Genomic DNA, 14,031 nt, shown 5'->3' on the forward strand with positions numbered 1-14,031 from the left:
TTCTTTCAGAATTAGGATTATCAATATGTTATAAGCCTCTTTTTATTAAAGATAAAGTTTATTTTAATAATACCTGTCACTTTCAATAAAGTTTTAGGTTTTCCTTAATAATTAATCAGATTTTTTGGAACTTATGTGGTTATATATCTTTTCAATCTTAGTGTTTTAAGACAGCTAATTGCAGTTTTTTTTGAATTTTAGACAGATTCGCATTATTTTTTTGTAAATTAAAAATCTAATCAATAAAAAAAATGATGACAAAATTACGAATTTCAATAATCAACATTCATGGACTTTTGAAAGGTTCAGGTCTTGAGATTGGTAGAGATGCCGATAATGGAGGACAGACAAAATATGTCTACGAGCTGGCTGAATTTTTATCTCAGCACCCGGATGTAGAACACGTTGATTTATTTACCAGACTGATTGATGACCCAAATCTATCTCCTCAATATGCCGTTCCAATTGAAGCTGTAAATGAAAGGCTTAGTATACGAAGAATTCCTTTTTTAGGAAAAAAATACAAAGCGAAAGAACAATTGTGGGAAGGTCTTGATACTTTTGTAACTGGTGTTGTACAGCACATTACCTTTCATGATATATTTCCCAATTGGATTCATTCCCATTATGGTGATGCAGGATATGTTGCTTCAGAATTATCAATCATATTGAATATTCCCTTTGCCCACACCGGACATTCCCTGGGGTTTTATAAAAGGAAAAAACTCTTTGAAAACGGTATTTCAGAAGAAGAGATGGAGAAGAAATTTAAGTTTGAAGCCAGGATTGCCGCTGAGGAAAAAACACTGGAATTATCAGAATTTATTATCACCTCCACGGAGCAGGAAATTGAAACCTATAGGCCTTATAAGAATTTCGGACTGGCTAAATACCATGCCATTTCCCCGGGAATTGATACGCGCAAATTTGTTCCCTATTATCACCAGGAACAGGATTCTGTAAAACATATGGAAGAGGAGCAAAGGAAATATTGGGTAGCCGAAACGATTTCTAAGTTTTTAACCAATCCTCATAAACCTTTTATTTTGGCACTATCGAGGCCTGACCGTCATAAAAATCTTCATACTTTGATAGATGTTTATGGAAAAGATAAAGAATTGCAGAGTATGGCCAATCTGGTAATATTTGCCGGAATCCGAAAAGATATTACAAGAATGCCGGAATCTGAAAAAGACGTTCTGACCGATCTGCTTTTATCAATGGACAAATATGATTTGTACGGAAAAATGGCAATTCCCAAAAAGCACGATGTCGAGAATGAAGTTTCTATCATTTATCGTTACGCAGCCGAGAAAAGAGGAGTTTTTGTGAATTTGACCCTGCATGAAAATTTTGGGCTCACCGTCATTGAATCTGCAAGTTCGGGTCTGCCTGTTGTAGTAACCAAAAACGGCGGCCCATCGGAAATTATACCAACCTGCCAGAACGGAATATTGGTAGACCCACTGGATGCGGGTCAGATAAAAAAGGCTTTGCGAACTATCTTAACCGATGAGAACCAGTGGAAATATTTTTCAAATAACGGGGCAATCAACATTCAGAAGCATTACAGCTGGCTGAGTCATGTCAATCAGTATGTGGAGCTTATTGAAGAAAATTTAGAGCTTTCTTCAGGGGCCGGTATTAAAAAGCAGCATTATCCAAACATCAATATTTCGCGTTTGAAAAGAAAAGTGGAGCACTTACTGGTTTCAGATATTGACGGAACGCTGATAGAACCTAAATTAAAAAACCCGGGATTGAAGGAATTAAAGGCGTATTTGGCCAGCCGTACAGACAAAATGGCCTTTGCCTTAGCGACTGGAAGAAATTTAAGATTAGTAAAAAAGGTAATTGAAGAAGAGAAGTTTCCTGTGCCTGATTTTATTATCTGCTCTGTAGGAACCGAAATCTATTATACAAATGGCAAAGACTATATTTTAGACAAGGGATGGTCCACTTTTTTGTCAGGCCGATGGAAAAGAGAAGATGTAGAAAACCGCTTAAAAGCCATTTCGTGGATAAAGCTCCAGGAAGAAGAAGCGCAGAACCCTTTTAAGATTTCTTATTACTATGATAAGGAAAAATACAATTATGACCAGCTTGTTTCCGCTTTAGGTAAAGGATGGTATAAAATCAATATTATTCCCAGCCACGGACAGTTTCTGGATTTTATTCCCAAGAGGGCCTCTAAGGGAAATGCCATTAAATTTCTATGCCGTAAGTGGGCAATTCCCTTGTCTAATGTAATTGCGGCGGGCGATTCTGGCAATGATATTGATATGTTCAGGGGAGCCATAAAAGGTATTATTGTCGGCAACCGGAGTGTTGAGTTAAATCATTACCAGACCTCCAAAAGCATTTTTGTGGCAAAAAGTCCGGCTTCTTCCGGCATATTAGAAGGATTAAAACATTATAAAATAATTAAGTAAATATGTATTCAGGATCAGGTTTTAGCAGCTGGGAAATTGGTGATGTTGATGTTTTTATTGATGAGAACGGGCTCCATCATTTATTTCACTTGATTATTCCCAATCACGATTATATTGCGCATGCAGTCTCACGGGACGGCCTTTCCTGGAAGAGGGTTAAAAATGCATTGTTTGTTGGGGATCCCGGACAGTGGGATGATGATATGCTCTGGACAATGCATGTGAGTAAAAATACGGCAGCAGAAGGCTATGAAATGTACTACACAGGCCTTAAGCGCAGGGATAAGGGAATTACCCAGAAAGTGGGAAGGGCAGTTTCACCGGATTTGATTCATTGGAGAAAAGAAAATGAATATGGACTTCCCTTAAAAAGCCAGGCACCCTATTATGAAAGCGCGGTAAATAATCCCCGGGAATGGATTAGCTTCAGGGATCCTTATAAATATACTTTTGAAGGTGTGGATTATCTGCTTATTTGTGCCCGGAGTGCCGTTGGTCCGGCTTACAGAAGAGGCTGTATTGGTGTGGCAAAGAGAGAAGAAGATGGTTTTGTGCTTGAAAAACCGCTGCATTTTCCCTATGTATACGATGATGTGGAATGCCCTTGTGTTGTGGAAATACAAGGAATGCATTATCTGCTGGGCTCTATTCGTGAGGATATAAAAGTGCGTTATTGGTTTTCACCCGATTTTAAGGGGGAATATCACGCCTTTCATAATAATGTACTGATGCCTCAGGGAAATTATGCTGCCCGAATTGTAAAAGAGGGTGATTCTTACCTGATTTACAATTTTTATTTTGTAGGCCGAAATGTGAACACGCACCGCGTTATCCCGCCTCCAAAACAGCTTGGAGTGGATAGTACCGGCAGGCTTGTGTTAAAAAGCTACCATCGTTGGGAATCCATTTACCAGCGAACCATTGCCCAGGGAAATTTACCCGTGCCACTGCCCATTTTAGGAAACCCTTCGGCTAATTTTGTTTTGGAGCATGAAAACAAATGGCGTTTTGGATGCCGAAGCGGTTATGAGGTTTTTTGTTTTGAAAAACCTTCCAGTGATTTTGTCTGGGAAGGAACCCTTGCCGTTGAAGGAATGGGAAAAACGGGATTTGTAATTGAATGTGACCAGCAGGCAACTGCCTACTACATTTCGATCGATTTTGTAAATGGATATGTCCAGTTCAGGGCCTGGGGATTTAATGAAAAAGATTTCAGAAACAATTTCATTTTTGAAAACATCCAGGCCAATCAGTTTGAGATTGTGGACCCTAAGGAAATTTACTTTAAAATAATCCGCCATGGCAATTATTATGAGCTTTCAATCAATGGAGTGGTAAAACTGACCTTGCTGGATTTTAAATACAACGAAGGAAAGATAGGGGTGTATGTCTGCTCGGCTATTGTATCGGTAAAGGACTCAAAAATTCACGTTATCCCCGAACCCGAAAATGAATATGCCACCTCAGATCCCGATAAGGCATTTGATGAGTTTCTTAAAAAAGGGCATTAGCACTGCAAAGAAGCGGCAGATTGGTAAAATTTACTGCATCACCGAGTTCAAAGCCGGGCTTTAGTTTAAAAATCTTATCTTTGCAGAGAATGAAACTCCCTGGCAGCATTTCTTCCTGTCCGCCTTCAAGGCGTTATGGAAGATAGGATAAAAAGGGCGCAGCATTTAAAGGTAAATTATTATATCAAAAAATAGGAGAACCCGGGCATTAGTTTCGGGTTTTTTTATTGCCTGAGTCAAGCCTTGCTGAAACTGGCACGCTTTTTCAACAGGCAAATAGCGCCCTTATAATAGCATAACTCAAAGAGTAGGTTTTATAAAACTTCTCCCTTAATTTTAAGGCCAACCCTGCCGACGGGTTGATTTACGGCATTGCTTTCCACGATAATGGTTTTGCGCAGCGGGCCGGCGGGCACATTTTTATACCTGACGGTGATATTTCCTTTTTTACCCGGCATAATGGCCATGGCAGGTTTTATGACCACGATATAGCCGGCAGTGGATGCTGCTCTTGTAATGAGCAGGGGCGCGTCTCCCGTATTTTTAAATTCAAAAGCCCCTTCTGTGATTTCTGCTTTTGAAACCTGGCCGTAATCGATAGTGTTATCCGGGGCTGAAAACTCAATTTTAGGCCCCTTTTGGCCAAAAGCCGCTGTACTTAATAATATTAGAAAAAAAAGTGTGATGTTTTTCATTTTGAAATATTTAAAGTTTATCAAATATACTTTTCTTTACTTAAAATCATGCTTTTATTTCCAATTCACTGCTTTTCTGTTGCATTTTATTGCTGCTTATTGGCTTTGCTCTATAGGATGCTTTCAGTTTTTGTGTCCTTATTTTTGGTCTCGCGCTTTATTTTCAGTACATTACAGGTCCAAAAAAAAGAGCCATGAGAAAATTGCCAATAATTGTACTTCTTATATTTCTGTGTATGTCATGTGAAAGAAAAAAAGAGTCAGGACTTGAGAACAGTAAAAAAGCTGTAATTTTAAAAGATTCGGTGTTCAGTAATGCCCAGTCCGTCAGGCAGTGGGAATTATCGCTGCAGGGGCTTTGGGACAGCGGGATGCTCTGCAGCAAAGCAGACTGCGGCCTGTATGTGATCGGGGACCGGCGAAATGAGCTCTGGGAGTTTATACAGGACTCCGTCAGGGTGTATGCCAATGGCCTGAACCGCAAAAAGCTGCTCAGTGTATTCAGGGCAATACACAAGGGGGATAAAATCATCCTGGAATCCTGCCCTGACAGCCTCTCGGAGAGTCGCCTGAAAATCAACGTTGTCCTGGATGATATAAAGGACAATGTCATTAAAGGCACCCAGACCATTACCATAGAGGACAACTGTACTTCGGTATTCGATGTAGAGCTGACCAGGACAAAAAAAAGGTAAATTGTTTTTAGTATTATGGCTCCCCCGTATGCACCCCTGAGAATTCATACCGCTTATCTCAGCCGTACTATCGAGCACACAGGGTGTAACGCCCGATGCGGTTAAGAGAACCAGAAGCCCAAAGTAAACAAACTACTTAAAGGGCTTCATAGCTATTAGTTAGTTTCCTTGGTTACTTTTTACCGGCCTTATTGCGGTATTGTTGTAGCAGTTTTCGGTTAAAATCCTTTTCGGATTTTTTGATCTTTACTATTTTTTTCGCTGGAAGTACCCGGCGAAGGCTGCTTAGATAATTTTTTTTCAACAGATACAGTTTCCTGTTGGTGCTTTCCATTTGTGATAAAAGTGCTCCGGCCTGTTTCTCTGAAATGGAATTGATAGTATCATCATTGAGTTTTTGCGCATAGGTTTTCATTTTTTCATGCCTCAGCTCATATCGCCTGTCTTCATAAGTATTGTAAAGAGGCCAGAATTTCTCAGCCTCTGCCGGGGTAAGTTCCAGATCTGCGGTTAAAAAAGAAATTTTATAGGCTTTAATTTTTTCGAATTTTTGGTTTGTTTTTTCATTTTGTGCATAAAATGGGAAACTGGTCAAAAATAGAAATATCGGCAGTATGTCTTTTATTTTCATATTTTTCGTTTTTGTCTTGTTCTGAAATTAAGTTTCCAATATTTGGTTTACCTGCTGTTTTTTCTGCTCTGCTGCATTTAATTGGGGTTCAATTTGAGGGTCTGCGTCATTAAATTATACAAGTGTACCAGCAGTTTAAACCTTTTGATATATGATTAGATATGTTTCACAGCAAAAGGTTTAATTTAGGGGATACCCGTACTGCCGTTTATAAACGATCCGGCGCAGTGATGGCTTTGCAGTTTGTAAATCAGGGGCCGTATGAAATAGTATTTAGTGTTTCGGGCTGCAGTTCTTGGTGGATCATTTTTTAAGGCAGTTATTGTTTTTTAGAAGCTCTTCCCGCTATCCGTTCCGATCTATGCGCCGGACCCCTGATGCATAGGATTTCACTGCTATCGGGGCTGAGGGCTGCCGCAGAGCCCCATTTTGTCTTGCACAACGGCATATTACAGGCCGCAGTAGTGGTTGGGAAATCCCTCCTGTAAATTTTATATATCTTTGAGTGGTTTTTCACTAATGGATTATTGAACCAAAATTATGATATGCCGCAAAAATCATTTGTACTCAGAGGTATGATCCTGACGGAGAATCACAACAGGAGCTGCACTTTGGAAGAACGCTCTGGGATGATCATTCCCGCTTCGGATAATTGGACATCGCAAGACGATGCTGTTCTTCTGAAAAGATAAACCAGGCACTAGTGCTGGAGTCCTTGCTTTATTTAGCGGATAATAACCTGATAATTCTGGATGATCTTACCGACCAGGGCATAATAAAAATAAGGACTGCCGAGAATGCCTGATTGAAAATAATTTTAAACAAAGCAGTAAGTAAATCTACAAAACTTTAAAATGTAGAGTTCCATATCGTTGCTAAATGAATCCCATTCCACTGGGTTAAATACCCGAAAATAAGGCAGCAGGCTGGCAATGCAGCGGAACCTAATTTAGATTTTGCTTATAAGCGCCGGTAAATGTCATCGCTTTTGCTTATTTTACCATTCCATGACACTGGCGTGATCAGATGGCCGAAGAAATAAAGTTTTTAAAATTTAGATATGCCTTACAAAAATATACTGCTTATTGATGATGACAGTGACGATACCCTTTTTTTGTTGAAGCCCTTAGTGCGGTAAACAACCAGGCAGTATGCCGCACGAGACTTAATCCCGCCAGGGCATGGGAAGAGTTAGAGACTTTGCAAGAGCCGGAGCTGCCCGATATTATTTTCCTGGATTATAATATGCCTGTGGTAAACGGACTGGAATTTATAAAGCGCCTACAGTCCACAGAGCGCCTAAAGCACATTGAGGTCATTGTGCTTTCAACCCCGCCCGAGCAGGTTATGACACCCTGGCTGGAGAGAAACAATGCAGGGGTAAAGTACATATCCAAGCCAGCCGGTATGGAGGAATTCAGGGCGATGCTGCGTGAATTATTATAACGGCCTGTCGTGAGGATGCTCACAGTGCGGATTATGCCGCATAAGCTTGCAGATCTATTTACCGGTCCCCTGGCAGCAGGGGCTTTTTTTGATCTGATTTAATACCAGCTTCCATTTTTATAATAAAGCTTGAAAAATTTTATTTTGAGCTTTATGCTTATATACCCAAATCGTTTAACTTCCGGATTAATTCTTTATTTTTAAGGGAGACACTCCTGCATAAACTGACTTTTCCAATAAGACCTGATTTTTCAAGTATTAACCTTCTTTTCAATCAAGGAGCTTATTGATTCAAAAAGCCTGCAGCGGTTTATGCTGCAGGCTTTCTGTTTTACTATGTATTTTTAATCAGTTTGACTTTTTTAAAGTATACAGTCCGCCTGCCAACAGAGCAGCTGCCGCTCCAAGATAAAGAAAACCCTGCATTTGGCCCGACTCGTTTGAAGCATCAATCTTAAGTCCTAAAAAGTTAATTTCTTTGGTGCTGTCCGCTACACGGTTTAAGCCCACATAGCCTGCGGCAATGCTGATCACTATAAGCACAATACCTGTTATTTTTGCTGAATTCATCATTTTTGAATTTAATGTTTCTTAAATATAGGAAAAGTAATTTTGGCATGCAAATAAAGCAGGTAAAGACTGCTCAGATCAGGTAGTTTTACCTGCCGTGTTTATAAGGATTATTTCTGCTGGACTCCATATGGGCAGCATTTTTGATGCCAGATGCAAAGAAACACAATTGCTGGCCAATCGCGCAAGGCCGGTCAGACCGATCGGGTAGAGGAAATTCATTTGACGGCAGGAACCCTTTTAATGCCCGGCTGATTTTGAAATACAGCTGGTCATTATTTAGTATTGAAAAATAGTTATTGAGTATTGAAAAAGGGCTGCTAAGGTATTTTCAGTTTTTATTCCCCGCAGCATAATGCGGGTACATTAAAATTTTCGCTGGGAAGGTTTATGATTGTCCGGTGCACTGTTATCTGTCTCATTTCTGGTAAGTTTGTCTTCTTTAAGTTCTTCATTGCCAAGCTGCCCGATTTCGAATTCCCTGCGCGCGGGATTATCCTTTTCGGGTTCAATGGTTTCAAATGGCCTATTTTCAGCCTCGTTGCTCTTTTGAATATTCATATCCCTTTGGGAGACAGTATCTTAATTGAATCTTCCCAAACTGCTGTTCAGATGAGCTTACTTTGAACCTATCCAGATAAAACTCATCGATGAGGGCTTTTCTGGCACAGGCGCCTTTTTCTTAATGGTTTTGATAATATCGTGGGAAAAGCAGCAATACAATTGCATCTCTGCTTCCATGATTTTGGCCTGCCGGCAGAGTTTCATTGCCCTATGGAGAGGCATGGCTGAAGGTGGCGCAGAGCTCCGCGCCCTGTAAGAGCACGATGCCACAACGCCTCTTATACCACTGCCGATGATCAGCGGAATGCTGTTTAATTTCGGGTTGCTAAGCCTTTCACAGGACACAAAATGTGTTCATATCGATATGTACAACCGGCCTTTGCATAATCTTCTGCTTTTATAAGCGCTAAGATCATGACAGATCGTAGAATTTTTTACTATTAGCATGTTCTAATTTATGACAAATTTATTTAGTCATTTTTTTTCTGATAGGGCTAGGGGCAGTAAATATTGATTTTTTGCTTAAAGGGCCGGATTAAGAAAATGTAAAAAGATTTTTTTTAGTGTGTTTTTTCCTAAATAAGAATTATCTTTACTACCCTTGTCCGGTTTTGGACATGATGACGAACCCTGAATTTACGCCCGCGGAAAATTATAAATGCTGTTCTGCTGCTGCAGAATTCTCCATTTAATAATGTAAAATTTTTGATTATGGCCGCTGACAACGACAATGCCCAGAAATATATCTATTTAGCCGATGATGACAGCGACGACAGGGAATTTTTTGCCGATGCGCTGAGCGAAACCGCTCCCGATGCTGTGCTGGAACAGGCAGAGGACGGGATGTATTTAATGTATAAGCTGCTTGCCCTTCCAAGTGATGAGCTCCCGGACTTTATTTTTCTTGATATCAATATGCCCCGCAAATCAGGCCTTGAATGCCTGGAAGAAATAAGAAGCCATAGCGGCTGGCTCAAAGAAGTGAATATCGTTATGCTCTCCACCAGCAGTGATCCGGACAATGTTCAGAAAGCACTGGAACTGGGAGCTGCATTTTACGCAGTCAAGCCCAGTTCCTTTGAGTACCTGAAATCCCTGCTCAGGGATATCCTGAGCCTGAACTTTATTTCTGCTTTGGAGAAAAAAAGAAAATTTCTTCTGACTTAATCTTGGTGCCGATAACTTTTGAACACTAAATAGGTCTGCTTAACCATCTATTTTCTCCTTATGGTACCCCCTGAGCCATTTCTCCATTTTTTCAAGAAGCTGGATTTCGTTTTTGTCTCCTGTGGGATTGGAAAGGCCGCTTATGGTTCTTTGGTAATTGAACTTTTTATTTTCAAAGCGGCAGGTGAATTTTGGCACCTCGTTGTGCGATACCAGCCATATGCCGGCTCCTGCGTCTTTAATTTCAAACTTTTTCATATCTGATGCCCGCCCAGAACTGTGGCAGCCTGAGCTTTAATTTAAAAGGCAAAATTACGGGTTTTATTTCTATTGCTCTCCGTTTTTGTGTTAAGTCAGTGGGACACCCTGAAACGCGATTTAGATCAGCGGGCCTCTTGGCCGAAGCAGTCTTTTGCATCGAACCCCCGGCACAAAAGGATTTCCGCCTCTATCGGGCAAGGAGCGCTAGGGGACTATTTTGCAGGTATTAGCTGTTACTTTGTTTATCCTGAGGTGATTTGATAGAGCGTTTACTTTTTAAGCTATCTTGTACTAATTTTTTATTAAGAATATAAATATGAATTTTAAAAAACTAACACTGGGCCAAAAACAGGTTTATTTGACCAAAATAGAAAGTACGCTAGTTTCTAAAAAGCTCTTTTTAAAATCTGATTTATCTCTTCCGGACCTGGCGCAGGAAACAGGAATTCAGCTCCACACGCTTTCGCACCTGATTAATTCACAGACCAGTCAAAATTTTAGGGATTATATAAATTTAATGAGAATCGGGTATTTCAAAGAAAAAATAAATGATACTCGGTGGAAAGATTTAACAGTAGAGCAAATGGTAACGGCCTGTGGATTTAATTCCAGGGCTGCCGCTCACCGGGCCTTTATAAAGCATGTTGGCGCCACGCCTTCAGAATATTTAAAATTGCATAGAGTCCACCCTGCTGCAATAGTTCCTAAAAAGAGATATAACTTTGGTTGACTTTAAAAAAATTAAAGGCATGATAAGGCGTAATAGCATCTTGTTTTTGTGCAGTTTTTTAAAGAATATTACTGCAATTCTCATTTTTGTTTAAGCAGTTTCTGCAGCTACCTGTTTTGTGAAATACTTTTTTCTGAACCAGAATGCAAGGTTTACCAGTGCTATAAGAGCAGGTACTTCTACCAGGGGACCAATAACTCCCGCAAATGCCTGGCCGCTGTTTATTCCAAACACGCCGATTGCCACGGCAATGGCAAGTTCAAAATTATTGCCGGTGGCTGTAAAAGCTATAGATGCAGCCTTTGAATAGTCAGCCCCAAAATATTTTCCTGTAAAAAAACTGATGATAAACATTAAAGTAAAATAAATCACAAGCGGTATTGCAATACGCACGACATCCATAGGGATCTGAACAATAAGTTCTCCTTTCAGGCTGAACATTACAATAATTGTAAAGAGCAATGAAATAAGTGTAATTGGTGAGATAAACGATACATACTTATTCTCAAACCATTCAGAACCTTTTAAAGCTATCAAAGTATAACGGCTTATGATTCCAAGAGCAAATGGAATACCTAGATAAATACCGACACTCTCGGCAATCTGCGCAATGCTAATATTGATTTCAAAACCATCATATCCAAAATAGGGCGGGAGAATGGTTATAAAAATGTAAGCGTATACACTGTAAAGCAGTACCTGAAAAATACTGTTAAGGGCAATAAGACCTGCTGCATATTCGCGGTTTCCGTCTGCCAGATCATTCCATACCACAACCATTGCGATACAGCGTGCCAGACCGATCAGGATCACTCCAATCATGTATTCAGGATATCCGTTCAAAAACAGGAGCGCCAGTAAAAACATTAAGACAGGGCCTACAATCCAGTTCAGGAATAAAGAGGCACCCAAGACTTTAGTATTTTTGAAAACCTGTCCCATCTGTTCGTATTTTACTTTTGCCAGAGGCGGATACATCATCAGGATAAGCCCTATTGCCAATGGAATGTTTGTGGTACCGCTGGAGAAAGAATTAATGAAATCTCCGCTGGAAGGAATAAAGTATCCTATAGCCACGCCTATAGCCATAGCAAGGAAAATCCAAAGGGTTAAAAAGCGGTCAAGGAAGCTTAATTTTTTGCGTCCGAGCGCTGGTACACAGTTATTTGCTGACATTTTATTTTTTTATTTGTGAGAATACGTAAAACATTTCAGTTCCTATCTGCCCGCTGCGCTCCAGATAAGTTTCTTTCTGCTGAGGCGTTCCGTCAGAAATTTTAGGGTCTTCAAAGGTAATCGGGATTCTTTTCTCAGCACCTGCTATAAACGGGCATCCCCCGTCAGCCTTCGAGCAGGTCATTATTGCGGCGAATCCGCTTTCAGGATTGAAATCATCATCATAGGTTTTGGAAAAACCGATGACAGGAAGTTCATCAGCTGAATATTTTATGGAATAAATAGGGTTTAATCCCTCTGAAAGAGTTTTGATCTTAAATCCTGAATCCCCTAATGTCTCAGCTGCCATTGGGAAAAGGGCAGTAGCCTGGGTTCCTCCTGAATAGCATGAAACGTTTTTGATGCCGTAATAGGCAGCCGCGGTCTGCGCCCAAACCTGCGAGAGATGGCTTCTTCTGGAATTATGTGTGCAGATTAGGTTTAGTCTGGTTTGCTGCTTGCTGTCCACTTTAGTCTGAATGAAATCGATTAAGGGCTGCAGGACTGCTTTTCGGTCTTCGGAGATCTGCTTGAAATCAAATGATTTAACGGTATTCTCAATTTCTGGATATAACATAGTTTTTTGGCTGTAAAGGTTTATTGATATCTATTTAATGATTAACAGCATCCTCCGCCCGGAGTGCATGAAGAAGCATTATCAGTATTTAACTGGGATAATTTTACTTTAGGCTTATCTAATGGAATACCGCACTGCTCCTGAGCAAGGCAGGCTGTCTGTTTATTCAGCAGAGTGAAGTTTTCGCCGTTAAAATCCAAATCGTATTTGCCGATAGTGGTATTCTGGTACTCCACTTCAATTTCATGGTCTTCAATACCCAATACTTTTTCTGAAAGCTCAATGATGTGGATCAGTTTCTGAGGTTTCAGCCTGTGCTGGTAGTCGCTGGCATCCCAAAGCTGGAAATTTACAACCGTTTCTTTTCTTACTACGCCGCCGCAGTCGATGAAGTTTTTGGTAACCAGGCCTACTTCGGTTACGTGAAAATATTCCGGAACAAATGTGCCGTCCGGCAGTTCAAAATTTACAGCCTCCACTGTTTTAAGCACTTCTTTAATTTCTGAAAGTTTCATAATTTTTTATATTTAGTTAAACTATATTTTTTTATTAAATAATAACGGAGCTTCTTCTTTCCAGAAGCGCAGTATCTCTCCAGATACCATTTTGTTTTCCAATTTTCTCCCTAGTTCCAAGTATCCTGAAACCTGCCTTTTCATGGATGCGGAGACTTGCCGTGTTCTCAGGAAAGATCCCTGCCTGAAGCGTCCAGATTCCTTCTGCTTCGCTCTGCAGGACAAGTTCATTTAAAAGGGTAAGCCCGATTCCTTTTCCTGAATGTTCGGGATCCACGTATACGCTCACTTCTGCAACCCCTGCATAAACGCAGCGTGAAGAAACAGGGGTAAGGGCAGCCCAGCCAATTACATTGCCATCTTCCTGCATCACAACTCGGCAGGACTTAAGATGTGAATTGTCCCAGTCTTCCCATGTGGGGGCGCTGGTCTGGAAAGTGGCATTGCCGGTGTCTATCCCTTTTTGGTAAATTATTTTTACCTGATTCCAGTGTTTGTCCGAAAGTTTTCTGATTTCCATATTTTTATAGATTAGCAGCATTCACTTCTCTTTTTTGCCAAATGATCTGATATATGCTCAAAGAAGCCTTTTATCTTTTCCAGTCCTGGTTCATTGATGCAGTAGCAGATGGAATTTCCTTCGATGCTTCCTTTAATCAGCCCTGCATTTTTCAATTCTTTCAAATGCTGAGAAACGGTCGGCTGTGAAAGGGGAAGTTCGTTTACAATATCTCCGCAGATACAGGCATCCACTTTTAATAAATACTCCATAATAGCAATACGCGCAGGATGGCCTAATGCTTTGGCTAAAACAGCCAGCTCATTCTGGCTTTCTGTAAAGTGATCTGTTTTTGTTGCTCCCATCGTTTTATATTTATATTGCAATATTACGATATTGTTTTAAATAAAAAAAATTACTTCAATTTTTATTGGGCATTTAAGTAAATTTGGTAAGCATATTGATATTCTAAAGGGAGTAACCAGCTTTTTTTTATGGAAACATCAACTCAAAGATGCAGGGC

Annotated in this window: 16 protein-coding genes and 1 pseudogene; 6 read left to right on the forward strand and 11 right to left on the reverse strand. The window is 40.3% G+C overall.

All coding sequences use genetic code 11. The features are described from left to right. The first annotated feature begins 251 nt into the window (after positions 1 to 251). Together NLJ00_RS14935 and NLJ00_RS14940 are read left to right on the forward strand one after the other, a co-directional pair. Positions 252 to 2,432, forward strand: a complete 2,181-nt coding sequence (locus NLJ00_RS14935; RefSeq protein WP_256634362.1) for an HAD-IIB family hydrolase — start codon at positions 252 to 254, stop codon at positions 2,430 to 2,432. Positions 2,433 to 2,434: 2 nt separating this feature from the next. Further along, the gene (locus tag NLJ00_RS14940) at positions 2,435 to 3,943 is read left to right on the forward strand and encodes a glycoside hydrolase family protein (RefSeq protein ID WP_256634363.1); all 1,509 of its coding nucleotides are present in this window, start codon (positions 2,435 to 2,437) and stop codon (positions 3,941 to 3,943) included. A gap of 314 nt (positions 3,944 to 4,257) precedes the next feature. Here the strand turns inward: NLJ00_RS14940 and NLJ00_RS14945 are convergent, their stop codons facing one another. Then, the gene (locus tag NLJ00_RS14945; protein WP_256634364.1) at positions 4,258 to 4,638 is read right to left on the reverse strand and encodes a DUF1573 domain-containing protein; all 381 of its coding nucleotides are present in this window, start codon (positions 4,636 to 4,638) and stop codon (positions 4,258 to 4,260) included. Between the two features lie 194 nt (positions 4,639 to 4,832). On the opposite strand from NLJ00_RS14945, the gene NLJ00_RS14950 reads away from it, so the two are divergent. Beyond that, entirely contained in the window at positions 4,833 to 5,333 is a 501-nt protein-coding gene (locus NLJ00_RS14950) for a hypothetical protein (protein WP_256634365.1), read from the forward strand. 172 nt (positions 5,334 to 5,505) lie between these two features. Here the strand turns inward: NLJ00_RS14950 and NLJ00_RS14955 are convergent, their stop codons facing one another. Then, entirely contained in the window at positions 5,506 to 5,964 is a 459-nt protein-coding gene (locus NLJ00_RS14955) for a sensor of ECF-type sigma factor (protein WP_256634366.1), read from the reverse strand. 1,173 nt (positions 5,965 to 7,137) lie between these two features. On the opposite strand from NLJ00_RS14955, the pseudogene NLJ00_RS25115 reads away from it, so the two are divergent. Beyond that, positions 7,138 to 7,410, forward strand: a pseudogene (locus tag NLJ00_RS25115) (response regulator); the annotation flags it as partial. A 348-nt stretch (positions 7,411 to 7,758) separates the two neighbouring features. Here the strand turns inward: NLJ00_RS25115 and NLJ00_RS14960 are convergent. The 3 genes from NLJ00_RS14960 to NLJ00_RS14970 all read right to left on the reverse strand — a co-directional run bounded on the left by NLJ00_RS14960 (position 7,759) and on the right by NLJ00_RS14970 (position 8,889). Next, a complete protein-coding gene (locus NLJ00_RS14960; RefSeq protein ID WP_256634367.1) occupies positions 7,759 to 7,983 on the reverse strand; it encodes a hypothetical protein in 225 nt (74 codons plus the stop codon). A 363-nt stretch (positions 7,984 to 8,346) separates the two neighbouring features. After that, complete coding sequence (locus NLJ00_RS14965) at positions 8,347 to 8,541, reverse strand: hypothetical protein (RefSeq protein WP_256634368.1); 195 nt, start codon at positions 8,539 to 8,541, stop codon at positions 8,347 to 8,349. Positions 8,542 to 8,598: 57 nt separating this feature from the next. Next, positions 8,599 to 8,889: a Y-family DNA polymerase gene (locus NLJ00_RS14970; RefSeq protein ID WP_256634369.1), complete on the reverse strand. Its 291-nt coding sequence runs from the start codon at positions 8,887 to 8,889 to the stop codon at positions 8,599 to 8,601. Between the two features lie 366 nt (positions 8,890 to 9,255). Here NLJ00_RS14970 and NLJ00_RS14975 point away from each other — a divergent pair, with 366 nt between their 5' ends. Further along, positions 9,256 to 9,711, forward strand: coding sequence for a response regulator (locus tag NLJ00_RS14975; RefSeq protein ID WP_256634370.1), 456 nt, complete (start codon positions 9,256 to 9,258; stop codon positions 9,709 to 9,711). Between the two features lie 39 nt (positions 9,712 to 9,750). On the opposite strand, the gene NLJ00_RS14980 is transcribed toward NLJ00_RS14975, so the two are convergent. Continuing rightward, positions 9,751 to 9,969: a hypothetical protein gene (locus NLJ00_RS14980; RefSeq protein ID WP_256634371.1), complete on the reverse strand. Its 219-nt coding sequence runs from the start codon at positions 9,967 to 9,969 to the stop codon at positions 9,751 to 9,753. Between the two features lie 319 nt (positions 9,970 to 10,288). Here NLJ00_RS14980 and NLJ00_RS14985 point away from each other — a divergent pair, with 319 nt between their 5' ends. Continuing rightward, the gene (locus NLJ00_RS14985) at positions 10,289 to 10,702 is read left to right on the forward strand and encodes a helix-turn-helix domain-containing protein (RefSeq protein WP_256634372.1); all 414 of its coding nucleotides are present in this window, start codon (positions 10,289 to 10,291) and stop codon (positions 10,700 to 10,702) included. A gap of 90 nt (positions 10,703 to 10,792) precedes the next feature. Here the strand turns inward: NLJ00_RS14985 and arsB are convergent, their stop codons facing one another. Genes arsB through NLJ00_RS15010 form a run of 5 tightly spaced genes read right to left on the reverse strand, consistent with a single transcriptional unit; the run spans position 10,793 to position 13,873 of the window. Next, on the reverse strand, positions 10,793 to 11,878 hold the full coding sequence (arsB, locus tag NLJ00_RS14990) for an ACR3 family arsenite efflux transporter (protein WP_256634373.1): 1,086 nt from the start codon (positions 11,876 to 11,878) through the stop codon (positions 10,793 to 10,795). Between the two features lies 1 nt (position 11,879). Then, positions 11,880 to 12,494, reverse strand: coding sequence for an arsenate-mycothiol transferase ArsC (locus tag NLJ00_RS14995; RefSeq protein ID WP_256634374.1), 615 nt, complete (start codon positions 12,492 to 12,494; stop codon positions 11,880 to 11,882). Between the two features lie 41 nt (positions 12,495 to 12,535). Beyond that, positions 12,536 to 13,009, reverse strand: a complete 474-nt coding sequence (locus NLJ00_RS15000) for a DUF6428 family protein (protein WP_256634375.1) — start codon at positions 13,007 to 13,009, stop codon at positions 12,536 to 12,538. A gap of 34 nt (positions 13,010 to 13,043) precedes the next feature. Next, a complete protein-coding gene (locus tag NLJ00_RS15005; protein WP_256634376.1) occupies positions 13,044 to 13,550 on the reverse strand; it encodes a GNAT family N-acetyltransferase in 507 nt (168 codons plus the stop codon). Then, the gene (locus tag NLJ00_RS15010) at positions 13,541 to 13,873 is read right to left on the reverse strand and encodes an ArsR/SmtB family transcription factor (RefSeq protein ID WP_041515706.1); all 333 of its coding nucleotides are present in this window, start codon (positions 13,871 to 13,873) and stop codon (positions 13,541 to 13,543) included. Before NLJ00_RS15010 ends, NLJ00_RS15005 begins: the two co-directional genes overlap by 10 nt. Positions 13,874 to 14,031 lie beyond the last annotated feature (158 nt).

This window comes from Flavobacterium panici, assembly GCF_024499525.1.
Lineage (GTDB): Bacteria > Bacteroidota > Bacteroidia > Flavobacteriales > Flavobacteriaceae > Flavobacterium > Flavobacterium panici.